General features: G+C 59.5%; 19 protein-coding genes. 7 read left to right on the top strand and 12 right to left on the bottom strand.

The features are described from left to right. Positions 1 to 18: 18 nt before the first annotated feature. A complete protein-coding gene (locus BLW36_RS00990) occupies positions 19 to 318 on the bottom strand; it encodes an ArsR/SmtB family transcription factor (protein ID WP_091384108.1) in 300 nt (99 codons plus the stop codon). A gap of 246 nt (positions 319 to 564) precedes the next feature. On the opposite strand from BLW36_RS00990, the gene BLW36_RS00985 reads away from it, so the two are divergent. The 4 genes from BLW36_RS00985 to BLW36_RS00970 all read left to right on the top strand — a co-directional run bounded on the left by BLW36_RS00985 (position 565) and on the right by BLW36_RS00970 (position 5,565). After that, a complete protein-coding gene (locus BLW36_RS00985; RefSeq protein ID WP_091384106.1) occupies positions 565 to 999 on the top strand; it encodes a YeeE/YedE family protein in 435 nt (144 codons plus the stop codon). Between the two features lie 4 nt (positions 1,000 to 1,003). Next, entirely contained in the window at positions 1,004 to 1,447 is a 444-nt protein-coding gene (locus BLW36_RS00980) for a YeeE/YedE family protein (protein WP_091384104.1), read from the top strand. Between the two features lie 94 nt (positions 1,448 to 1,541). Beyond that, on the top strand, positions 1,542 to 3,287 hold the full coding sequence (locus tag BLW36_RS00975) for a SulP family inorganic anion transporter (RefSeq protein ID WP_091384102.1): 1,746 nt from the start codon (positions 1,542 to 1,544) through the stop codon (positions 3,285 to 3,287). A gap of 64 nt (positions 3,288 to 3,351) precedes the next feature. Beyond that, a complete protein-coding gene (locus BLW36_RS00970) occupies positions 3,352 to 5,565 on the top strand; it encodes an ATP-dependent helicase (RefSeq protein ID WP_091384099.1) in 2,214 nt (737 codons plus the stop codon). Between the two features lie 42 nt (positions 5,566 to 5,607). On the opposite strand, the gene BLW36_RS00965 is transcribed toward BLW36_RS00970, so the two are convergent. From BLW36_RS00965 to BLW36_RS00935, 7 genes are all read right to left on the bottom strand, one after another. Beyond that, positions 5,608 to 6,297: a DUF4919 domain-containing protein gene (locus tag BLW36_RS00965; RefSeq protein WP_091384097.1), complete on the bottom strand. Its 690-nt coding sequence runs from the start codon at positions 6,295 to 6,297 to the stop codon at positions 5,608 to 5,610. After that, on the bottom strand, positions 6,278 to 7,543 hold the full coding sequence (locus BLW36_RS00960; protein WP_091384095.1) for a patatin-like phospholipase family protein: 1,266 nt from the start codon (positions 7,541 to 7,543) through the stop codon (positions 6,278 to 6,280). Before BLW36_RS00960 ends, BLW36_RS00965 begins: the two co-directional genes overlap by 20 nt. A 187-nt stretch (positions 7,544 to 7,730) precedes the next feature. Beyond that, positions 7,731 to 8,732: a YhdH/YhfP family quinone oxidoreductase gene (locus BLW36_RS00955; RefSeq protein ID WP_091384093.1), complete on the bottom strand. Its 1,002-nt coding sequence runs from the start codon at positions 8,730 to 8,732 to the stop codon at positions 7,731 to 7,733. Between the two features lie 57 nt (positions 8,733 to 8,789). After that, on the bottom strand, positions 8,790 to 9,974 hold the full coding sequence (sohB, locus tag BLW36_RS00950; protein ID WP_091384092.1) for a protease SohB: 1,185 nt from the start codon (positions 9,972 to 9,974) through the stop codon (positions 8,790 to 8,792). A 45-nt stretch (positions 9,975 to 10,019) separates the two neighbouring features. Further along, positions 10,020 to 10,670, bottom strand: a complete 651-nt coding sequence (locus tag BLW36_RS00945; protein ID WP_091384087.1) for a cation/multidrug efflux pump — start codon at positions 10,668 to 10,670, stop codon at positions 10,020 to 10,022. Positions 10,671 to 10,717: 47 nt separating this feature from the next. Next, complete coding sequence (gene nudC, locus BLW36_RS00940) at positions 10,718 to 11,536, bottom strand: NAD(+) diphosphatase (RefSeq protein ID WP_244506083.1); 819 nt, start codon at positions 11,534 to 11,536, stop codon at positions 10,718 to 10,720. Between the two features lie 10 nt (positions 11,537 to 11,546). Beyond that, positions 11,547 to 13,244 (bottom strand): FimL-related protein, encoded by a 1,698-nt coding sequence (locus BLW36_RS00935; protein ID WP_091384086.1) that lies wholly within the window; start codon positions 13,242 to 13,244, stop codon positions 11,547 to 11,549. A 373-nt stretch (positions 13,245 to 13,617) separates the two neighbouring features. Between BLW36_RS00935 and nhaB the strand changes: the two genes are divergently transcribed. Continuing rightward, a complete protein-coding gene (gene nhaB / locus BLW36_RS00930) occupies positions 13,618 to 15,153 on the top strand; it encodes a sodium/proton antiporter NhaB (RefSeq protein ID WP_091384082.1) in 1,536 nt (511 codons plus the stop codon). A 132-nt stretch (positions 15,154 to 15,285) separates the two neighbouring features. Here nhaB and dnaQ read toward each other — a convergent pair whose 3' ends face one another. Genes dnaQ through BLW36_RS00915 form a run of 3 tightly spaced genes read right to left on the bottom strand, consistent with a single transcriptional unit; the run spans position 15,286 to position 17,309 of the window. After that, the gene (gene dnaQ / locus BLW36_RS00925; RefSeq protein WP_091384080.1) at positions 15,286 to 16,014 is read right to left on the bottom strand and encodes a DNA polymerase III subunit epsilon; all 729 of its coding nucleotides are present in this window, start codon (positions 16,012 to 16,014) and stop codon (positions 15,286 to 15,288) included. Between the two features lie 20 nt (positions 16,015 to 16,034). Next, positions 16,035 to 16,466, bottom strand: a complete 432-nt coding sequence (rnhA, locus tag BLW36_RS00920; RefSeq protein ID WP_091384074.1) for a ribonuclease HI — start codon at positions 16,464 to 16,466, stop codon at positions 16,035 to 16,037. A gap of 54 nt (positions 16,467 to 16,520) precedes the next feature. Next, on the bottom strand, positions 16,521 to 17,309 hold the full coding sequence (locus tag BLW36_RS00915) for a class I SAM-dependent methyltransferase (RefSeq protein ID WP_091384072.1): 789 nt from the start codon (positions 17,307 to 17,309) through the stop codon (positions 16,521 to 16,523). Between the two features lie 234 nt (positions 17,310 to 17,543). Between BLW36_RS00915 and gloB the strand changes: the two genes are divergently transcribed. Together gloB and BLW36_RS00905 are read left to right on the top strand one after the other, a co-directional pair. Further along, positions 17,544 to 18,326, top strand: a complete 783-nt coding sequence (gloB, locus tag BLW36_RS00910) for a hydroxyacylglutathione hydrolase (protein WP_091384070.1) — start codon at positions 17,544 to 17,546, stop codon at positions 18,324 to 18,326. Positions 18,327 to 18,545: 219 nt separating this feature from the next. Further along, positions 18,546 to 20,081 (top strand): LysM peptidoglycan-binding domain-containing protein, encoded by a 1,536-nt coding sequence (locus BLW36_RS00905; protein WP_244506082.1) that lies wholly within the window; start codon positions 18,546 to 18,548, stop codon positions 20,079 to 20,081. A gap of 71 nt (positions 20,082 to 20,152) precedes the next feature. Here the strand turns inward: BLW36_RS00905 and BLW36_RS00900 are convergent, their stop codons facing one another. Continuing rightward, complete coding sequence (locus BLW36_RS00900) at positions 20,153 to 22,033, bottom strand: SurA N-terminal domain-containing protein (RefSeq protein WP_091384064.1); 1,881 nt, start codon at positions 22,031 to 22,033, stop codon at positions 20,153 to 20,155. Between the last annotated feature and the right edge of the window lie 196 nt (positions 22,034 to 22,229).

Genomic DNA, 22,229 nt, shown 5'->3' with positions numbered 1-22,229 from the left:
AAAATTAGAGGGGGGGGGTTAGCGCGGGCAGTAGAGGTCGTGCAGCACCGAGACAATGGCGCTGGGCGCCTCGCCGTGCAGCCGATAGTAGATGGTATTTCCCTCGCGCCGCGTGGCCACCAGGTCTGCGGAGCGCAGCGCAGCCAAATGCTGTGACAGCGCCGACTGACTGAGGGGAACGACTTCATTGAGTTCGCTCACAGACATCTCACCTTCCTGCAGGCAGCAAAGCACCATCAGCCGGTTTTCGTTACTCATGGCTTTCAGAAGCGCCGCCGCTTGAGAAGCGTTGGCGAGGAGGTCCAGGGGAGTGCTCATCGTTTCTCCTTTCGCCCAATCATTCCTCTCGTCGAGCGGCATTATACCAAAGCCAATAAATTAGTAATATCTAATATTTCTGCGGGCGCAGAATATGCGCGTTTTGGCCGATGACCGACACGGCGCCATGCGGTCTGGATTATCATGTAGAAGCTGCCGCTGCTGCCGATACCTCTCACTGGACCGGCAGCCAGTTCGGCATATCGGATTTCTGTTTGTTCTACGTCACGGAGTTGTTCACCGACTATGACCATAGATTGGAGTGCGTTTACTCCCATTTCGGCGCTGGCGGGAGGAGTGCTTATCGGCGTCGCAACGGCCCTCCTCCTCGCTCTGAACGGGCGCATCGCCGGTATTTCGGGCATTCTCGGCGGGCTGATCGACCGCACCCCCGGCGAAACCGGCTGGCGCCTGGCCTTCACCCTCGGCCTGCTGCTCGGGCCGGCCGCCTGGCTGCTGTTCGCCGCCCTGCCCGCAATCGAAATCCGGGCCGACTATCCGATGCTGGTCGCCGCAGGACTGCTGGTGGGAATCGGTACCCGCTACGGCTCCGGCTGTACCAGTGGTCACGGGGTCTGCGGCCTGTCGCGCCTGTCACCGCGCTCGCTGGTGGCGACCCTGATGTTTATGGGCGCCGGCTTCGCCACGGTATTCGTCGTCCGCCACCTGCTGGGAGCCTGATGCGATGAAAAAGACACATCTAACCGCCTTCATCGCCGGGCTGCTATTCGGCTTCGGTCTGCTGTTGTCCGGCCTGGCAAATCCGGCGAAAGTACTCGCCTTCCTGGACCTGGCCGGCGCCTGGGATCCGTCCCTGGCACTGGTGATGATCGGCGCCATCTGCGTCGGCCTGCCGGTGTTCTACCTGGCAAAGGGCCGTGATCTGTCGGTGCTGGGGGAACAGATGAAGCTGCCCAAACGCAGCGACATCGACCGCCCGCTGGTGATCGGTGGCCTGCTGTTCGGCATCGGCTGGGGGCTGGCCGGTTTCTGCCCGGGGCCGGCGATAGTCGCGACTGGCGCCGGAGAGATCAAGGCGATCGTCTTCACCGCGGCGATGCTCGCCGGTATGGGCATCTTCCACCTGCTGAACCGCCCCAAAGCCGGCGGCAGCGATAGCCCCGCATAACTTCCCCCCCACCCTCTCTCCCTGCGGAGAGAGGGAATGCCGAAATCCCGTCTATCTTGTCTGTTACGCCGCTGCTATGGAATAAATGACAGGGATGCGGGCCAGCAAACTGATTCCCAACTGGTTGAAGCACTACCGGCGCCAATGGCTGGCGGGGGACTCGATTGCCGCATTGGTGGCCACCATGATGCTGGTGCCGCAGGCGCTGGCTTACGCCGCCCTGGCCGGGCTTCCGCCCCATATCGGCCTGTACGCGGGCCTGCTGCCGCTGCTGGGATATGCGATGTTCGGCTCCAGTTCGGTACTGTCAGTCGGTCCCGTCGCGGTGCTGGCGCTGATGACCGCCTCCGCACTGACGCCCCTCGCGGCTCCGGGCAGTGCCGAATACATCGCCGGCGCGATCATCCTCGCCGCCCTCAGTGGCGCCTTTCTGTTTGCGATGGGCCTGCTGGGACTCGGTACCCTCTCCAACCTGCTCAGCCATCCGGTCATCAACGGCTTCGTTTCCGGCGCCTCGATTCTGATTATCGTCGGCCAGATAGGACCACTGTTCGGCATCGAGAGCGATGGCGACACCGCCCTGCAGCTGCTGGTAAGCACGCTGATGGAAATCCCCAATGCCGACCCCGCCACCGCCGGCCTCGGCGTTGCGGCAACGGCGACGCTGATCGGCGCGCGCCTGGGGCTGGCGCCTCTGCTGCACAAACTGGGCGTATCGACATCGCGGGCGAAGCTGTTGTCACGGCTGGCGCCGATGCTGGTGGTACTGATTGCCATCGCGCTGACGACGCTGCTCCACTGGGAGGAACAGATGGCGGTGGTTGGTGCCATTCCGCCCGGCCTGCCACAGCTCAGGATCCCGGAATTCGACTGGAACATGACTTACCGGCTGCTGCTGCCGGCACTGATTATCGCGCTGCTGGGCTTTGTCGAGAGCCTGTCGATCGCGCACGCCATCGCCTTGCGTCGCGGCGAGCGCCTCAATGCGGACGCGGAGTTGCGCGGGCTGGGCTCGGCCAACCTGTTCAGCGCCCTGTCCGGCGGTTTTGCGGTGACCGGCAGCTTTGCCCGCACCGCTATCAACGATGAGGGCGGTGCCATGTCACCGATGAGCGGCGTCATCGCCGCGTTGCTGATGGCGCTGGTACTGCTGTTCCTGACCGGCCTGTTCAGCGAACTGCCGCTGTGCGTGCTGGCGGCGACCATTATCGTAGCGGCCGCCAGCCTCATCGACGCGCGCGGGTTCGTGCACAACTGGCGCTACGACCGCACCGATGGTGTCGCGATGACCGGCACCTTGCTCGGCGTGCTGCTGTTTGGTGTCGAGGCGGGCATCGGGCTCGGCATCGGGCTGTCGTTCGCGACACTCATCTGGCGCACCAGCCGCCCCCATATCGCCGTGGTCGGTCGAGTGCCCGGCACCGAGCAATTCCGCAATGTACTGCGCCACACGGTCAAGACCCAGCCGGATATCCTGTTCCTGCGTATCGACGAGAATCTCTTTTTCAGCAATATCAGCGCGGTGGAGGATCGCCTGCTGAGCGAACTCAAGCGGCATCCGACAATACGCGAGATGGTGCTGATCCTCTCTTCGGTCAGCCGCATCGACGGCACCGCCCTGGAAAGGCTGCAACAGGTCAACCGCGACCTGCATGAACGGGATATCCGCCTGCACCTATCGGAGGTGAAGGGACCAGTTCTCGACCGGCTGGGGCGCTCGAGATTCCTGGAAGAATTGACCGGCCGGATCTTTCTCTCCTCCTACATCGCCGAGCTGGCCCTGCGCCGCGACCGGATGAGCGACGAGGGACCGGCGCCCGCCAGCCCACAAAACGCCTGATCGCGCACTTGTAAGCCATCGCCTTATACTGGCAAAATATACAGTATTTGAGCGACCATCCTGAATGCGCACGCCCGAACTCACGGAAGAACAACAGGCCATTGCCGATCACGCCGGCGGCCATGCCAAAATCATCGCCGTGGCCGGCTCCGGCAAAACCACCGCGCTGCTGCACTACGTCCGCAACCGGCTCGATGCGGGAACAGCGGCGGAGCGGATACTGGTGCTGATGTACAACCGCAGCGCGCGGGAGGATTTCGATCGCCGCCTGCGGCAACTTGTCACGGGTCCTGCGCCCGCGGTACACACCTTCCACAGCCTCGGCTACCGCCTCTACCAGCGCATGATCGCCAACCGCCATATCGCGCCGGCCAATTTGACCCCCCTGCCTCAATCGACGATTCAATTGCAGATCTGGAAGGCCATCGAAGAGTGCGCAACACCCTACGAGCTGGAGGAAATCCGCGCACGCAAGCAGTCGGAAATTGAAGCCGCGGAATATTTTATCGACTACACCAAAACGATTTTGAGCGGCGACCTGAGCGCTTTCCAGGAACTGAAACTCGGCGACGAGTATATGTATTTCTTGAAGGTGTTCCGCGCGTTTGAAGACTGGCGCCGCAGCCAGAAGGCGGTGACCTATGCCGACCTGATCTACGATCCGGCCATACTGCTGAGCCTGGAGCCCGACATCGCCGAGCAGTACGGCAGCTACTACGCGGACATCCTGGTGGACGAATACCAGGACATCAATGAAGTGCAGCATTTTTTACTGCGCGTGCTCTACGGAAAATCCGGCAACGTAATTGCCATCGGCGATCCGGACCAGACCATTTACGAATGGCGCGGCTCCAAACCGGATTACCTGCTCAAGTTTTTCGACGGCGATTTCCCACCGTCTAACATTTATCAATTGAGCCGTACTTTCCGCTACGGCCACCAGTTGTCCCTGGCCGCCAATCACTTTATCGGCAACAACCGTGAGCGCGCGGATATTTTCTGTGTTTCCGCCAACGGGGAACGACCGACGGATATCGAGCTGGTACACACCGAAAAAGAGACCCGCTGGCTGGTGGAGCATCTGCGCCGCAGCAAAAAACAGGGCCAGCCGCTGGACCGGGTCGCGATTCTGGTGCGCCTCTGGTCCGTGGCCGCGCCAATCGAGCTGGCACTACTGGCCAGTAATATTCCCTACCATTCCGGCAGCCGCAATACGGTACTGTCGCGGCGCGAACTGCGGCCATTATTCTGGAGCCTGAACATTGCTGCCGGGCGCTTTGCCGAATTGCCGGCCAAGCGCCGTGAGCAAGGCCTGTACGAGTGGCTGACCGCACCGCATATCCGCATACCACGCAAAGTGCTGCAACCGCTGTGTGCGCAGTTGGCGCTGTGCGAGCGCGACTGGGGTAAGCAATTACTGGGTCTGATTCCGGAATCACTGAGCAAGGCGCAATTAAAACGGCTGCGACAACGCGCCGACCTGCTTAGCGAAGTGGAGAAATGGCGCGGCCTGGCCGGCGAGCTGTTGCGCCGCCAACTGGGAGAGTTGGATTACCTCACCGGTATTGGCGAAGACAGCTTCACCCGCCAGCAGGGTGAGGAACGCCAGCAGACGATACTGGCCTTCTGCCAGTACCTCGACAGCCTCAAACAGCCACCCGTTGCGGCGCTGGCCCACCTGCAGGAGCTGCAGCGCCAGCACCGCGAGGGCGAACAGAGTGAGACGGACGCGGTACAGATTACCACCATGCACCAAGCCAAGGGGCTGGAATGGGACCAGGTCATTATCCCGTCGCTGACGCAACACAATATGCCCTATCAGCCGCAACGGGATTTCACCACACCCGCGTCACTCGAAAGCGAACGACGTCTGATGTATGTGGCCATGACCCGCGCCCGCAACAAACTCTACTTGCTCGCGCCACCAGCGGCACAGGACGCGGGCGCAGAGCAACAGCCGTCGCTGTTTATCGACGAGATGCAGCTGCCACTGTGCAAACTGATTGCCGGCGCTTTGCAACAACGCCCAGCGGAGATACACAGCACCGTACCGATTTCCCGCCAGGCACTGCACTACCTGGAAGCCTGCAACTACAACCCGGAGATCAGCGGTCCCCGTGCGCCCATGCGCAAACCATCGCTGGGCGAGGGAATACGCCACCGCAAGCTCGGTTACGGCCGCGTCACCAAGTGGGAAGATGAAAGACTGGAAATACTGTTCAGCGACCGCAAGACACGGCGCTTCGATTGGGAAACGCTGGCGCAGCACCTGATGTGATACAGACACGCACATCAGGGCTGATTCGCCGCACTGCAGGCGTTATTCCGCGGCGCTCTCCATGCCGTGCGCAAACTGCTGGCTGACATTGAAAAACAGCGCGTATTCGTCGCCGGATTCGGGATCGCGTACCTGCATCTTGTCATAGATGCCCCGCTGATCGTAAACGATGGACTGCTCCAGCACCATTAGCCCCTTCAGGCGCACGAAACCACGCAACTCAGAGGTGCTGATGGTGTGGTAGGCACTGTCCTGGCTCCTGCCGTCACCGCTGCTCTCGATGGATTCCATCAACCCCTCGACCATGTAACGATGCCGGTCTTCCCGCTCCAGGTTGGCACTGCGGCCGCTGCAGAGAACACCGATCATATGGGCTTCCAGGCTCATGTAGTTGCTGGCCAGCACCTGGTCTACATGCTTGAGACATTCACCGAACTGGGCGTTCTCCACCGACTGATAGGCCTCGGGCAGGCCGGCCAGCTTCACGCCGCCATAGGGGTTGTACTCCGATGACTCCACATAGGCGCGCCGCAAGGCGTCAAAGTCGAGGGTAAACGACAGCTGCTGCGCCTCCGTCAACAGGCGCCGGTACTCGCTCACTTCCGCTTGGCGCAACTGCGGGCCAGCCTGTTGATCGGCCTGACGGGTGGCCGGCCCGCTACAGGCCGCCAGGATCGCACAGAGACCCACTACTACCGCAGTGCAGAAGTTTTTATGTCTGAGAATTGCCATTCGCTGCTTCCGATACCTGTTTAACTCTGATGCCGAACAGACCTCTTCGCTCGGCCTCCTGCGGCTCCGCGTGCGGCTGCAAAAATGCGCGCAGCTTGTCCCGCTCCCACATGGCATCCTGGTAACCAAGTTCGACCAGTTCGCCGATAAAAGGTTTCTCGAAAAGGAGATAACTGGCCGCTGACGCGCCGCCTCCGGACGTGGTCGCACCGGTCGAACGGAACAGCCAGCGCAGCGCCGGCGGCAGGTAGCGGACCTTGCGTCCAGCGAGACGATCCAGGCTCTGGGATGGCTCAATCACCGCCGATTCTACCGGGCGCAGTGGCGCCAGGCCGCCGAGGGCCTTTTCGTCGACCGAATCCAACAGCAAATTGACCCTATCCAGGTGTTCCAGGTCCCCTTCCAGACTGTCTATAAACGCCGCGTTGAACAACTGGCCGGCAATTTGCGCCATCGATGGCGAATGCCGCGGCGGCTTGGTACGCGTCTTGCCCCAATGTTCCGGTGAGCGATTATCGGATACGCCCACCACGAACACCCGATTGGCACCGAGGTGCAGCGCCGGACTAATCGGCGCCAGCTGGCGCACAGCGCCATCTCCAAAATAGTCATTGCCAATCTTTACGGTGGAAAACAGGGTCGGAATCGCCGCCGAAGCCATCAAGTGGTCTGCGGTCAGTTGGGTACGCACGCCATATCGACGAAACCGCCGCCATTCCAACAGGTTCTCCGCCCCCTGAAAGAAACTGACCGACTCTCCCTCACTGTAAGACAGGGCGTTCACACAGACCGCACGCAAATGCCCTGCGTCGATATTCTTCTGCACGTTGCCAAAAGGGATGACTTCTTCGATCAGCTTTCGCAACGGCATGTTGTCCAGCAGAGCCAGTGGTCGCTGGCGCCCTACCCCCTGATTGAACAAGGAACGGGTGATGGAGAACATATTGCCCAGCAGGCTGCGCCAACTACTGCAATAGATCTGATCCACAGTCAGTTGAAGCCACAGGGCGCAAAGCCGTTCGACCGCCTCCTTGAAAGTGCCCGGATGCGAGGCGAGCAACAACGCATTGACCGCTCCCGCCGAGGTACCGCAGATGATCGGGAAGGGGTGCGGATTGGTGTCCGGTGTCAATTCCCCCAATGCCTTCAACACACCAGCCTGATAGGCAGCCCGGGCGCCGCCACCAGATAGCACCAGAGCACTAGCCTGGTGAGTGAGCTTTGGTAACTCGTTATTTTCAGTCAATTTGTTCTACCAATAGCGATAAAACGCTGACATGGATACTACGAATCAAAAATCTGGGAACTCTGATTCCGTCCAATCACATTGCCGGGGCTATTAGCATAGCAGGCATGATTCCAGATCCAGATGACCGAGATGGGAAACCGGTCACAAACCATAAAGAGATCTGCTGCGTCAGCCGTAGCGGCGATTACAGCGCCATATCCACCACATAGCGCCCTATGCCGTGGCCGCGGTGCAGGCGTGCGAGAAACTCTGGCGCCTGCTCCAGGGAGATATCTTCGGCGATACGGCCCAGCTGCTCACCGATATACCAGTCACTGGCGAGCCTATCCCAAACCCTCGCCTTCTTCTCCAGCGGCAACTCGACACTGTCGACCCCCAGCAAGCTGATACCGCGCAGGATAAACGGAAATACATTGGCCTGGAACTGAGCGCCGGAGGCCATGCCACAGGCGGCGACACCGCCGCCGTAGGCCAGAGACTTGATCACATTGAACAGGGTTTCACCCCCGACCGTGTCCACCGCCCAGGCCCACAAGGGCTTGGCCATCGCCTTGCTGGCAAATGGCGCCAGGGTTTCCCGGTCGATGACCTTCCATGCCCCGAGGGCGGTCAGGAAGTCCGCCGACTCCAGCTTGCCGGTCACCGCTGCGACACGAAATCCGAGTTTTGCGAGCAGAGCCACAGCGATGGAGCCCACGCCGCCGGTGGCCCCGGTCACCAATACCTCGCCGTCTGCCGGCTTGGCTCCGGCCTCGAGCAGCTTCTCCACACAGAGTCCCGCGGTCAGGCCGGCGGTGCCGAGAATCATGGACTCACGCGCACTGAGGCCCGCGGGCAGTGGCAACGCCCAGCCGGCGGGAATCGCTATACGTTCGGCGAGGCCGCCGGGCGTATTCATGCCGAGGTCGTAACCGGTGACAAGCAGCTCGGTTCCCGGCTCGTAGGTGTCGCTCGCATCCTCGAGCACCTTTCCGACTGCATCGATACCGGGCGTATGCGGATACTCGCGGGTTATGGTGCGGTTGCCGAAAGCGGACAGCGCATCCTTGTAATTCAGGGAGGAGTGAGAAACGGCCAGTACTAACGGATTGTCCGGCAGGTCCTGCAGACGCCTCTGCACCAACTGCTGGTCGAACTTGCCCGCAGCCACTTCCTCAACCCAAATAGCGCGAAAGGTCTCATCCATGGTGACATCCTCCAGCGGGAGCGCGCGACGCCCCGGCAAATCTTGAACTGGTCTCGCTTACTGCGCCTGGTGACGCCAGGCGGACAGGCGGGTAAACAACCGCATTAGCGCGCCTTCCAAACCGGCTTGGGCGGCGAGTCCCATCTTCTTGGCGATGTTCTTTCTCTCTTTATATTCGACCTGGTACAGGTCCGCATTCGCGGCGCAACTGGTCAGGTATTCGTCGGACGTTTTCAGTTCATCGACCAGGCCGAGATCCAGTGCACGCTGGCCGAACCAGACTTCACCCGTTGCCACCTTGGCGATATCCAGCTTCGGCCGGTACTCGGCGACGAAATGCTGGAAGAGCGCGTGTATCTCCTCCAGGTCACTCTGGAACTTCTCACGCCCCTCGGCGGTGTTCTCGCCGAACATCGTCACCGTGCGCTTGTACTCGCCGGCGGTAAACAACTCAAAATCCACATCGTGACGCTTGAGCAGGCGGTTGAAATTGGGCAGCTGCGCCAACACACCGATGGAACCGAGCATGGCGAAAGGCGCAGCAAGAATGCGGTCGGCCACGCACGCCATCATATAACCGCCGCTGGCGGCAACCTTGTCGACGGCAATGGTCAGCTGGATGCCGGCACCCCGTACGCGCGCGAGCTGGCTGGCCGCGAGACCGTAATTGGCCACCATGCCGCCAGGACTTTCCAGACACACCACCACTTCATCACCGGGCTCGGCTACCTGCAGCACGGCGGTAACCTCCTCCCGCAGCTGCGACAGCGCGCTGGCCTTGATATCACCGTCAAAATGCATCACGAAGATGCGCTTGCGCTCGCCCTCCGGTTTCTGCGTAATAACGGCCGGGGAATGCTGGTCGCCCGCCTCCGCATCGGCTTCGCCCTGTTCGGGCACCGGCGTTTCCGTGCTCTCAAGCCCGGCGTGCTGCACTTTTTCCTGTGGTTTCTTCTTCAGTTCAGCCTTGTGTTTCTTCGCCAGCGCTTTTTCCTCGGCCTTCTTCTCCTTGGCCATCTGCTTTTTACGCCGGGAAAATTCGTGCTTGTCCATTACCGCCTCGAGCAAGGTCTCTTTGAACTGCTCGTAACGATCATTGAGGTGCGTGACACTGATGTGCCCCTGCACGCGCTCCTTCAGATGTTCGCGGTTGGCAACGATAAACCCGATGATTACCAGCAGGGCGACGACGATGGTCACCACTTTGGCCAGAAACAGGCCGTATTCAGTAAGGAATTCCACTAAGACTCCAGATTGCTACCGTGCAAAAACAAATTGTCCGATTTTTTATTGCCACTCATTCAGCGCCGAGGTCGCCTGCTTGTTGAGAGGTCTCGCCAGCAGGCCGCTATGGGTAATCCGCACCTCGTAAACAGCGCCGTCCTCCATCGGCAGGAAAGTCGCGCTACCGTATACCGCATCCACGAAGGAGAGTTTCTTGTCGATACCGCGCAGTGACTGCCACACATCCACACCGTAATTGCTGCCGGTCAACTGATGTACCGAACGCTGTTTGGAGCGCTCATCCTGCAACGTAAGGTAACGACCACTGAGACGGTCCAGGCGATAGGCCGGCTGAATTCCCCAGCGTGCCAGAGGACCCTTCCACTTCAGCATACGGGCGTCCAGCTGCCACTGATCGCCGTGTAATTCAAAGCTCTGTGCCAGCCCGTCCGCGTCGGAAAACTTTGCCTCGAAATGCTGCTCACCGACCTTCCTGAAAGAGACGGTGCCGACACTGTGCTCCTCGGCGAGATTGCGATAGCTATATACGTCCGCGGCCACCAAGACGATCAACAGCGCCACACCGAAAAACAACAGGCCGACGCTACCGCGAATAAACCCGAAAAACCAGTTGCCACCCAACAGTACCCGGGCGCCCCAGAAAATCAGTAACAGTGCCAGTATGGCAATCAGGAAAACAATGGCGATATACATGATTTATCGAGCTCCGTACTTGTACAGCGGCCAAAAACTGGAACGACTCAACAACGATTCTTGTTCGCCGCGACTTGCGCAAATTTGCGAATTAGCTGTCCCGACAATGTCTGCGGCGGTGGAATCTCGGGCAACGCATCGTAGTGAAACCAGGCGGCCTCGGAGATTTCCTCCCGATCCGGCTGCAAATCACCAGCAGCCCATTCCGCCAGGAAGCCCAGCATCAACTGCCCCGGAAACGGCCAGGACTGGCTGCCGATATAATGTACCTCACCGACTTCGAGCCCCACTTCTTCCCGCACTTCACGCATCAGTGCCTGCTCGGCATTTTCCCCCGGCTCGATGAAGCCAGCCAATGCCGTGTACATCGCGTGGCGATGATGGGTGTGTCGGGCCAGCAGGCACTCATCGCCGCGAGTGATTAACATGATGACACAGGGTGAAATGCGAGGATATACCGTGAAATGGCAGGCGGGGCACACACGTGCGCGGTCGCTGGGATGGTATTCCGTCCTGCTACCACAGCGCCCGCAGAAGCGGTGTTCGCTATCCCAGTTAACCACCTGCATGGCCCGCCCGGCCAGTGCGAACAGTTGCTCGTCGGTACACAGCAACAGACTGCGGAGATTGCGCCACTCGCAGCCACGTACTTCAATCTGCGCCGACAATAAGTGCACCCCGCACGGGCGACCACTCAGGTCGCCGAGATAATGGCTGCAAATAATCAGCTCGCGACCCAGCACGTCACCGTCATGTAAGAACCGGTCACCACAGCAGAGCAACTGCCCTTCTGCCACAAAAATATGACGGGCGAAGTCCGGGGCAGGCCAAGCACTGCCGGCGGGCACGAAGAAATCGTTCAACATGACCTCCCGATCAAGCCACCTCGACCGGGTAGCCGAGTGCATCGAGACTCTCGACGGCAAGATTCAGGGATTGGATGTCGGCCTTGCGATGCAGTTTCACCTCGCCCAGGTAGTACTCGAGGCTGATAATGGCATCCGCAAAGATATCCAGGGACTGCTCGACCGCAGGTGCCGAATCGTGCTGATCCATTACCGTTTCCACGAAATCCACCAGTCGCTCTACTACCCCGGCGGCACGACGCAGGTTGAGCACGATCAGCCCCCCCCGCACCGAATTAAGGGTGGTGGCGACATTGCGGATGTGGCCGTGATCGAATCCGGACTCTGCATAGGAGGCCAGCGCCCGCTTGATCAGCGACAGGCCCGCTTCCGCTTCCTTCAGCACCGCAACTTCGGCCTCCGCCAGCTGACTGTGCTCCAGTGCCACATCGGCGTGTCCGTACTCGTCCACATCGATAGAAGAACTCTGGCGCAGGGCGCGGATAGTACTGTCGACCATCAGGACCTGCCCGGTCAGCTTTTGCAGCGCCTCGTCCGCTACGGAACCGGCGGCACCGGCAGCGGTGCGGCATTCTTGCACCGCGCTGCGCAGTCCCTCGCCGACCCGCTTGAAATTCAGCAACTGCAGAGTACTCGCAACCCGCTGCAGCGTTCCCAGTAGGCCATCCTCTTCATCCAGCCCGGACGTTCCGATCAGCTCCACATCATCGAGCATACGGCGCACGCCGGACAGCTCCTCATCGAGGGCTGTCGCCACCGCATTGATCGCGGTCGCACCCGGTCCGCCGAGGCTGGCCCGCTCGCGTTCCAGTTCCGCCTCGCTATATCCCAGGGGGCCAGCAGAAAAGGCTTCCAGCACCTTGGCTCCCTCCCCCGCCGGCGCAGAGAGCGCGAGCCAGTAAAGGCACTCCTTCAACAGTACCGGCGGGGCCGGCTGATCCAGTGCTGCGTCGCCATCCTTCTGCAGCGCGCGCAGCCGCCGGTCGAACATGCTGAATACCATGACCCGGGAGCGGTTGATATGCATTTCCCGTGCAGCCATGCCACCAAGCGCCTCGCCGGCCACCGCCCACAGCCTTCCATTGGGACGGCCAGCCGAAATGCTGGCTATTCGCTGCAGCGCGCGCGCCATCATCGTATAGGCCGGTTTGCAGGGTTTACCCTTCAGTAGCGCCAACAGCCCTACCTGATACATGTGACGAAAGCGCCGGACAAAATTCCGCAGATCCTCCGACATCACGGCTGACGCGACCGCACCCGGCACATTCCCCTCCAGGCGGCAGCGAAAAAAATGGCTTTCGGGTACTGGTGGCTGCGATCGCGCTGCACGCAGGTTGTTGATGTAGGGAATCAGCAGTTCAGGACGCGCGGTGCCGCGGCCCTGCACGAAGTCGAGATAGCGGGTAAGCACATAGAAACCAGTACCAAGACCCTCCATCAGATCCCCGGCGGCGTCTTGGCGCCCCTCCTGCAAGTCGGCCAGCGCGCTCAGCATCTCCTGGGCCAATAACTCACCGGCGCGCAGCTGCACCATCTGCAATACGCCATTCACCTGGCGCAATGCCGCGAGGCACAGCTCCAGCGAATGTTTGTTGTTGTTGTCTGCTGCGAACTGATCGAGATGGGCCGCAGCGCCGTCTATCGCAACGACCAGCTCATCCTTGACCACATTGACAGAAGTTATATTGATATCGCGCAATTCAGTCACTGACTACACCGCTGCACTCTGCATTTTCTGTACAAATTTTAACCAACTGTTAACTGATTGGCTAAGTAGATGGCAATTTATACCAAAGCAGCCAAGAGTCCACCTTTCCGCCGGCAAAGTCCATCGAACAATCGACAATTCTGCCCCGACACAATGAATATTGGTCAAACCACTTGAATTTTCCCCGAAACTGAGTAGCGTTTGCTACGGCGAAATTAGCTGTACTCCCCATCAACAGTGGCGGAGTGCCTGTGCTGCGCCGGGTGCGAGACCGTCTCCACCCGGCCTCCTGTAAGGCGATACCGCGGGAGCCAGAGGGTATAGCGATGCCCCGAACCCACCGGGACCTTACGGCTAACCAAGGAAGTACAAAATGAACACCTACAATAACGCGCTCACTGCTTCCGGCAGCGGTTTTGGTCGCGCCTTTACCGACAACTTTTTGGGCGAAGCTCCCGATTGGTACAAACTCGCCATTGCTGCATTTTTGATCATCAACCCGCTACTGCTGTACGTTAGCGGCCCCTTCATAACCGGCTGGGTTTTGATCGCCGAATTTATTTTCACCCTCGCGATGGCGCTCAAGTGCTATCCGCTGCAGCCCGGCGGCCTGCTGGCCATCGAGGCGGTATTACTCGGCATGACGAGCACGGATGCCGTTTACCACGAGGTGGTGGAAAATATCGAAGTGATTCTGCTGCTGATGTTTATGGTGGCTGGCATTTACTTCATGAAGAGCCTGTTGCTGTTCGTCTTCACCAAAATTCTGATCCATGTAAATTCCAAGACGCTGTTATCACTGCTGTTTTGCGCCGTGGCCGCGGTCCTGTCGGCATTCCTGGATGCGCTGACCGTGACCGCAGTATTGATAGCGGTAGCCGTGGGCTTCTATTCGGTGTACCACCGGGTGGCCTCCAACCAACCTCACCACCATCACGAGCACGATCACTCCAATGACGAGCATGTTGTGGAATACCACCGTGAGGATCTCGACCAGTTCCGCGCCTATCTGCGCAGCCTGATCATGCACGGTGCGGTCGGCACAGCGCTCGGCGGGGTGTGCACCCTGGTCGGCGAACCGCAAAACCTGTTGATCGCAGAAAAGGCTGGCTGGGAGTTCCTACAGTTCTTCCTGAATATGGCCCCGGTCACCATACCGACACTGATCGCCGGCCTGACAACCTGCGCACTGCTGGAAAAAACCCGGTTATTTGGCTATGGCGCTAAACTGCCAAGTGCCGTACGCGAAGTGCTGTTTAATTTTGCTCAGGAAGAGGAAAAGAAGCGCACCGCAAGTGATGTGGCACAACTGTGGATTCAGGGCATCGTCGCTGTTCTACTGGTACTGGCGCTGGCATTTCACGTCGCAGAAGTGGGCATTATCGGCCTGATGATTATCGTGCTGCTGACGGCATTCAACGGCGTTGTGCAGGAAGCACGTATCGGTCACGCGTTTGAAGAGGCGCTGCCGTTTACCGCGCTGCTAGTGGTCTTCTTTGCGATAGTCGCGGTGATTCACCAGCAGCACCTGTTTGAACCGGTTACTCACTTCGTACTGGGTTTGAAACCCGAGCAGCAACCGGGCATGCTGTTTCTCGCCAACGGTATCTTATCGATGATCAGCGATAACGTATTCGTGGCAACCGTTTACATCAACGAAGTGAAGGCCGCACTGACTGCCGGAGAAATCACCCGCGAGCATTTTGACAAGCTGGCAATTGCGATCAACACCGGCACCAACCTGCCGAGTGTGGCAACGCCCAACGGACAGGCAGCCTTCCTGTTCCTGCTGACGTCTGCGGTGGCGCCCTTGATTCGCCTGTCTTACGGCCGCATGGTATTGATGGCCCTGCCCTACACGATAGTGCTCAGCGCTGTGGCCCTGATCTGCGTGGTTTACGCGATTTAATTCGATATGGGGTGATGGAGGCGAGTACCGCTTCCATCACCGACTTCCACTACCCCTGCCATTAGCTATTTGCCGACTTCTATCCGTCAGCGCGCCCACCCCGGAGCAATCAACAGCAGTTTCTCGCCTGCACTACCAGAAATGCTTGCCGGCGGATTTTTCCAGCAGGGCCAGCATCGATTGATGGGCCTCTATCTCTTCGGCAGAGGCCGGCAATATTGTTAATGCTGCGCGGTCCGCAGCCAACCGGCGAGTGGCACCGGCTGCTGTATTGCGCTGCTCACTACTCTGTTCGTCATTGCCCGATTGCTGGTCGCCCTGAGCCAGTGCAAGGTCTGTCTGGCCACCGGTCATCATCAGGTAGACGTCAGCCAGGATCTCCGCATCCAGCAGGGCGCCGTGCAAGTCGCGCTGAGAGTTATCGACGAAGTAGCGCTTGCACAGGGCATCCAGGTTGTTTTTCTGGCCGGGGTGCTTTTCCCGTGCCAGCGCCAGCGTATCCAGCACGCTACAGTGGGCGGCAACATTCTGCCAACGTGGGCTGCCGAGCAGTTTCAGCTCCCAGTCGATAAAGCCGACATCGAAGGGCGCGTTGTGAATAACCAGCTCTGCGCCTTCACAAAAAGCCATAAATTCGTCGGCAATCTGTGCGAAGACCGGCTTGTCCACCAGGAACTCGTTGGTGATACCATGTACTTCAATTGCACCGTCATCAACTTCCCGCTCGGGATTGATGTACTGATGGTAGTGGCGCCCGGTCAGTTTACGATTGACCAGTTCGACGCAGCCGATTTCGATAATGCGGTGCCCGCTTTTTGGATCCAGGCCCGTGGTTTCAGTATCCAGAACTACCTGACGCATCGCCCTCTCTCCCCTCTGCCCTACTGTTCGTCAATGCCGCGGTTGGCCAACTGATCGGCCCGCTCATTGCCCGGGTGGCCGGCATGCCCCTTGACCCAGTGCCAGTGTACATCGTGGCTGGCGATACCCTCGTCCAGCGCCCGCCACAGGTCGGCGTTCTTCACCGGTTTCTTGTTGGCGGTCTTCCAGCCATTTTTTTTCCAATTGTGAATCCAGCTGGTGATCCCCTGGCGCAGGTACTGAGAGTCCGTGTGCAGGTCCACCCGGCAGGGCTGTCGGAGGGCACCCAGCGCCTTGATCGCCGCCAGCAGCTCCATGCGATTATTGGTGGTATGCGCCTCGCCACCGAACAGCTCTTTCTCCGCATCGCCGTAGACCAGCAATGCACCCCAGCCCCCGGGCCCCGGATTTCCGCGGCAGGCGCCATCGGTATAAATGGTAACTTGTTTCAAATCGAATGCTTGCTTGTCGGTACTGCGCCGTTCCGCGGCGCAGCCGCCTGAGAATCAGCGCTTGTGATGGTGCCCGCGCGCAGCGACACGCGGACTCGAAGACACGGCGGTCAGAGCCGGTTTCTGATCGCCACGCCAATTGATCTTGATCGTGCGCATACGCGCCACTTCTTTGCGCGCGACTATGATGTAAAAGCCACCCCAAGGCAAGCTCCAGCGGGCGCCGAGCCGTTCCATCCAGCTCGTCTTGGCCAGCAGCTCGCGCTGTTGCAGTGGCAGGCGAAAAAATCCCCGTTCGACCGTATTGGCCTGCAGATCGAGCAGGTTCATCCAGTCCGCGACCCGCGCGGCGCGCAGCTGATTGCCGCGTTGGTATGCGCTACTGGAGAACAGCAGCCGTGACAAGCCCAACAGCGAGAATGGATTGAAGCCAATCAACAGAAGGTGCCCACCCGGGATCAGCACTCGCGCTGCCTCCCGCAGAATCTGGTGGGGATGGCCGGCGAAGTCCAGAAGGTGGTGCAACAGCACCACATCGATAGACTCAGATGGCAAGGGCAACTGCTCGAATTCGACCAGCGCAGCGCCTTCCTGCTCGGGACAGGCACTGAGGCGAAAGCGGTGGTTGATGCGACTGCAGGCAGCAAAGTCAACGGCGCTGGTAACCCCCGCCTGCATCAGATGATAACCGAACAGCTTTTCCACCAGCGGCTGCGTCAGCGCCAGCTGCTGCGACAATATTTCTTCCCCCAGCCCGCTGGAGAACCAGTGGGACAGTGCGGCGCAGGATCTCGCCAGTGACGGAGCTTCAGCACGCGACCCCAATATCGGTTTCTTCGCCATGGTTTCTCCAGCCATTTGCGGGTCCGTGTAAACCCGATTTTAATGAGACACCGCCCAAAGAGAGGTCAATATTTTACCAAACAGCGCAGCTTGGCAAATATGAGACTCCACATTCCATGAATCCCGCGACTCCATGCCTCCAGCAAGCCGTATTGCTACCGAGGTGTCGTTGTGATTCATCGCCAGCTACCTTACATGGTATCGTTGCAACTTCCAGATTAACGGGCCACGGAAATGCTCACAATCTCCCCGATTCCTGCTTTCAGTGACAACTATATCTGGCATCTCGAACGGGACGGCCAGCACTGGGTCGTGGATCCCGGCGAGGCCAAGCCGGTGTTCGACGCCCTGGGTGACGCACCTCTCGACGGGATTCTCATTACCCACCACCACCTGGATCACACAGGCGGCATCGCCAAACTGCGCGAACGCTATGACTGTCCGGTCTATGGACCGGGCTCCATTGATGGTGTCACGGATCCACTGAGCAGTGGCGACCGGTGTGAAATTCTCGGCTTGCCGCTACGGGTAATGGATGTGCCCGGCCATACCCTCGACCACCTGGCGCTGGTGCTCGAAGAGAGCGGCGAGAATGGTGCGTCCCAACAGCATTTGTTTTGTGGCGACACACTCTTCGCCGCCGGCTGCGGTCGCCTGTTTGAAGGCACACCGGCACAGATGTACAGCTCGCTGTCAAAACTGAGTACCCTGCCACCAGAGACCCTGGTCTACTGCGCCCACGAGTACACTGTGGCGAATCTGCAGTTTGCCGAGGCGGCCGAACCGGGCAATGCTGCCATCAAAAACCGCATTGCCGAGAGCAAAGCACTGCGCGCCAAGAACCTCCCCACCCTGCCGTCCACGATTGGCGAAGAATTGGCCACCAACCCCTTTCTGCGCTGCCATATTCCCGCCGTGGCCCGGCGAGCGGCAAATCACGGCGCCAATGGCGCGATTGAGGACAGCGACGAGGTCGGGGTATTCGCTAGACTTAGGCGCTGGAAAGACGATTTCTGAGGCAGCGGCGCGCCAACACGCAATAGATCGGTGATAACGCCGACAAATTGTGCAAAAACTCGCCGTTTTTATTGACCGAAACTAATTCCACTCTTTAGAATCAGACAATTACGAACGAAAGCTCAGGTGTAGTACTAGATAAGCGCAGAAGCGCATCCTGAGCCCGGAAATTAAAAAAACGACTCGCGGATACCAAGCATGGTTCACAAGAAATTTGCCATGGCAGTCCTTGCTGCGGCAGTGGGGGCTTGTGCGCAGATGCCGGACAAGAGCATCTCGCATAACAAACAGAATCTGCAGGGGGAAGATACCGCTGCGCTGACCGGTATCGGCTCCGATACCATCAAGGTGCCGGAAAAGGCATTGCCGCCGGTGGACATCTGGGATCGCCTGCGCCGCGGCTTCCGTCTCGATCGCAACATCGACCACCCCAAAGTCAAAGACTACATTGCCTACTTCTCGCGTAACGAGGGCTATATGGCCCGGGTTACCGAGCGCTCGCGCCGCTACATTTTCCACGTGGCCGAGGAACTGGAGCAGTCCAACCTCCCGCTCGAGCTGGCGCTGCTGCCGATCGTCGAAAGTGCCTACGACCCCTTTGCTTACTCCCATGCCCGGGCGTCCGGCATGTGGCAGTTCATTCCAGCCACTGGACGGTCTTTCGGCCTGCACCAGAACTGGTGGTACGACGGGCGACGGGATGTCGACCAATCGACCCGTGCCGCAGCCGAGTACTTCACCTATCTCTCGGAGCGCTTTGGCGGTGACTGGGAGCTGGCGCTGGCGGCCTACAATGCCGGTGAGGGCACCGTACGTCGGGCAATCGAGCGCAATCAACGCCGTGGACTCGGCACCAGTTTCTGGGACCTGAAACTCCCCCGGGAAACCCAGCGTTACGTACCGCAGCTGCTCGCACTGGCCGAAGTTATATCCCGCCCGGACTACTACCGGATCCCGCTGCACGATGTGGCCAACCAGCCCTATTACACCGCAGTGGATGTGGGCAGCCAGATCGATTTGGCACAGGCCGCCGATCTCGCCGATATCGAAATTGAAGAACTCTACCTGCTCAATCCGGGCTTCAACCGCTGGGCCACGGATCCGAATGGCAATCATCGACTGCTGATCCCGGTGGAAAAGCGGGAAACCTTTGAAGCGGGGCTGGCAGAGCTTCCCACGGACCAGCGCGTCACGTGGCAGCGCTACAAGATCGCCCGCGGCGATACTCTATCCACGATTGCCCGCCGCTACGAGACCACTGTGGCGGCAATTCGCGAAGCCAACAAGCTGCGCGGCAACAATATTCGTGCGGGCAAGGAACTGCTGATCCCGAGCGCCTCCGGGCCGACCGGACAATACGCCTTCGCCCTGGACGAACGCGTCAAACGCCAGCAGTCTTCCGGCAGCGGACGCAAAACCAGTTACACTGTCCGCCCCGGTGATACTCTGTGGGGCATCGCGCGCGGCCTGAATGTCAGCGTCCGCCAATTATCCAGCTGGAACAGCATGGCGCCGGCCGATACGCTGCGCCCCGGGCAGACGCTGGTCGCCTACAGTGGCGGAAGCAGCAGCGATAATCGCACCACCCGCAAACTTTCCTACCGTGTGCGCAGCGGCGACTCCCTGTACCGTATCGCCAGCAAGTTCCGCATCGACATCGACGACATTCTGCGCTGGAACAAGATCAGTAAGTCCAGCTATTTACAGCCCGGCCAGCGTCTGACGCTGTTCGTCGACAGCGCAGCGAATAGCTGAAAACTCCAAGCTAGACCCAATAAAAAACCCGGCCTAGGCCGGGTTTTTTATTGCTTTGAAGTCGACGAGTCTCAGTCGGACTTGCCCATTTCGATATCTGCCTGGTTGGACAGGTATTTTTGCACCGCCATCAGCTCCGCGTTACCGGTTACCGTGGCCAGCTGTTGCATCACCGCCTGGCGCTGCTCCCTGCTCTGCCGCGCCAGCTGGCCCGGACGAACATCGCGCAGTTTCAACACCACCTGATCCCCATCACTGGTCGCAAAGGTGGTCACCACATCTTCACGGGATTCCGGCGCCTCCAATTTGAAGGCCTGATCAACAATCTCACCGCGCTCACCGAAGCCGCCGCGACGGGTCTTGTCGCTGGTCTCGAGCGTCAACTGCTGTTCCTCAGCCAGCTTGGCGAAGTCCCCGCCCGCTTCCAGCTGCGCCTTCAGCTCCTGCGCACGACTGGCCAACTGGGTGCTGGCTTTATCGCGCTTGAGACGATCCACGATCTGCTGGCGCACCTCTTCCAACGGATAGGTACCGGCCGGCTTGTGCTCGGTCACCCGCAGAACCACGGAATGTTCCTCACTGAGGTTCAGCACATCGGAAGTATTGCCGTCCTCTTTCACTTCCGGGGCAAACGCAGCAGCCACTACCTTGTCGTTGCCGGTAACGCCCGCACCACCCTGACGACCAAACAGCGCACTGGTTTGCAGCGGCACGCCCAGCTCCTCGGCGGGACCCGCCAGGGTGTCAGCGTTATAGGCCAGATCCGCGAGGCGGCCAAGTGCGCCGACAAATTCGCGCTCAGCCTCAGCATTGCGGAGTTGCGCGGTTATCTCCGCCTTCCGCTCTTCAAATGTTGGCGCCTCGGCATCTTCGACTTCGAGCAACTTGATAAAGTGCGTGCCACTGTCAGTGGTCACCGGGCCGGATACCTGACCCACTTCGAGTGACGCCAGGGCAGCCTCGAATTCCTCCGGGAAGACGTCGCCGCTGGTAAAACCGAGGTCGCCGCCCTCATCGCGGGAACCCAGGTCATCGGAATAAGTCTTGGCCAGCTCGGTGAAATCCTCGCCCGCGTCTAGCTTGGCCTGGACCTCAGCCACCTTGTCCTTGTTCGCGTCTTCCAACAGGATGTGCGCCGCATGACGGCGGATATCCGCCTGGAAATTGGCCACTTCCTGCTCGTACTGCGCACGCACGTCCTGCTCGGACACGTCGATATTGGCGGCAAACAGTTCCGGCTTCAGCTCGATATACTCAATGGCCACCTGCTCCGGGCGCTGAAACTGTGCCTGATTCTCCTCGTAGTAGCGCTCAACTTCACTGTCGCTGACATCCACTTGCTCCATCAGCCCCTGGACCGGCAACACGACGTAATCGAAGTCTCGCTCTTCCATGGAAACCGCAACCACCTGCTCCGCATCGGCACGAGTGGTAAAGGCGCTTTCTGTCACACTGTCTGCGTACTGCTGTAATACCAGATCGCGCTCCATGATCTGGCGGAAACTGGCGGGGCTGTAGCCCATTCGACGCAGGGCGTCGCGAAACACCTGCGGGTCAAACTTTCCGTTGATCTGGAATCCGGGAATCTGCACGGTTTCCTTATCCACCACCGCAGCACTCATCACCATCCCGCTGTCCTGGGCGGCCTGGCGCATCACAGAACTCGTGATCAGCTGCTGCAAAACCGGCTCGCGGAGTTGCTCGTCACTCAACAGGTCAGCGGGGACATTCTCACCGTACTGACTCATGATCAAGTTGCGACGATTCTGGATCGCGCGCTGCAAATCCAGATTACTGATTTTCTCACCGTTGACCTCTGCCACCGCATCGGCGGAACCGCCGCTGGCACCGGTAAAAAAATCAATCCCCCCAATGACCATAATGAAACCAAAAAAGGCCGCGACGATAATTGCCGCAGTACCTTTCAGGTTATCTCGCATGGACTGAAGCATGCTCAGCTCCGAAAGTTAACTCTAAAAATTATTACCAGATACACAAAATCGCCGGGAGCGATTTTGGTCAGCTTTGGCTGCCCCGAAGGGGTGAGGGCCATGGATGGCCCGAAACACAAAATCGCCCGGAGCGATTTTGGTCAGCTTTAGCTGCCCCGGAAGGTGAGGGCCATGGATGGCCCGAAACAAAAAAGGC

The organism is Microbulbifer marinus (assembly GCF_900107725.1).
Lineage (GTDB): Bacteria > Pseudomonadota > Gammaproteobacteria > Pseudomonadales > Cellvibrionaceae > Microbulbifer > Microbulbifer marinus.
The sequence above is the reverse complement of the archived record's forward strand: the minus strand, read 5'-3'. Positions and strand labels throughout refer to the sequence as shown.

Bases quoted from the DNA above. Each gene is read 5' to 3' on its own strand.
- BLW36_RS00990 (WP_091384108.1), bottom strand. From the start codon at position 318: ATGAGCACTCCCCTGGACCTCCTCGCCAACGCTTCTCAAGCGGCGGCG.
- gloB (WP_091384070.1), top strand. From the start codon at position 17,544: ATGCTCACAATCTCCCCGATTCCTGCTTTCAGTGACAACTATATCTGG.
- nhaB (WP_091384082.1), top strand. From the start codon at position 13,618: ATGAACACCTACAATAACGCGCTCACTGCTTCCGGCAGCGGTTTTGGT.
- BLW36_RS00970 (WP_091384099.1), top strand. From the start codon at position 3,352: ATGCGCACGCCCGAACTCACGGAAGAACAACAGGCCATTGCCGATCAC.
- BLW36_RS00955 (WP_091384093.1), bottom strand. From the start codon at position 8,732: ATGGATGAGACCTTTCGCGCTATTTGGGTTGAGGAAGTGGCTGCGGGC.
- BLW36_RS00905 (WP_244506082.1), top strand. From the start codon at position 18,546: ATGGCAGTCCTTGCTGCGGCAGTGGGGGCTTGTGCGCAGATGCCGGAC.
- BLW36_RS00945 (WP_091384087.1), bottom strand. From the start codon at position 10,670: ATGTATATCGCCATTGTTTTCCTGATTGCCATACTGGCACTGTTACTG.
- BLW36_RS00980 (WP_091384104.1), top strand. From the start codon at position 1,004: ATGAAAAAGACACATCTAACCGCCTTCATCGCCGGGCTGCTATTCGGC.
- BLW36_RS00900 (WP_091384064.1), bottom strand. From the start codon at position 22,033: ATGCTTCAGTCCATGCGAGATAACCTGAAAGGTACTGCGGCAATTATC.
- BLW36_RS00985 (WP_091384106.1), top strand. From the start codon at position 565: ATGACCATAGATTGGAGTGCGTTTACTCCCATTTCGGCGCTGGCGGGA.
- BLW36_RS00975 (WP_091384102.1), top strand. From the start codon at position 1,542: ATGCGGGCCAGCAAACTGATTCCCAACTGGTTGAAGCACTACCGGCGC.
- nudC (WP_244506083.1), bottom strand. From the start codon at position 11,536: ATGTTGAACGATTTCTTCGTGCCCGCCGGCAGTGCTTGGCCTGCCCCG.
- BLW36_RS00915 (WP_091384072.1), bottom strand. From the start codon at position 17,309: ATGGCGAAGAAACCGATATTGGGGTCGCGTGCTGAAGCTCCGTCACTG.
- dnaQ (WP_091384080.1), bottom strand. From the start codon at position 16,014: ATGCGTCAGGTAGTTCTGGATACTGAAACCACGGGCCTGGATCCAAAA.
- BLW36_RS00965 (WP_091384097.1), bottom strand. From the start codon at position 6,297: ATGGCAATTCTCAGACATAAAAACTTCTGCACTGCGGTAGTAGTGGGT.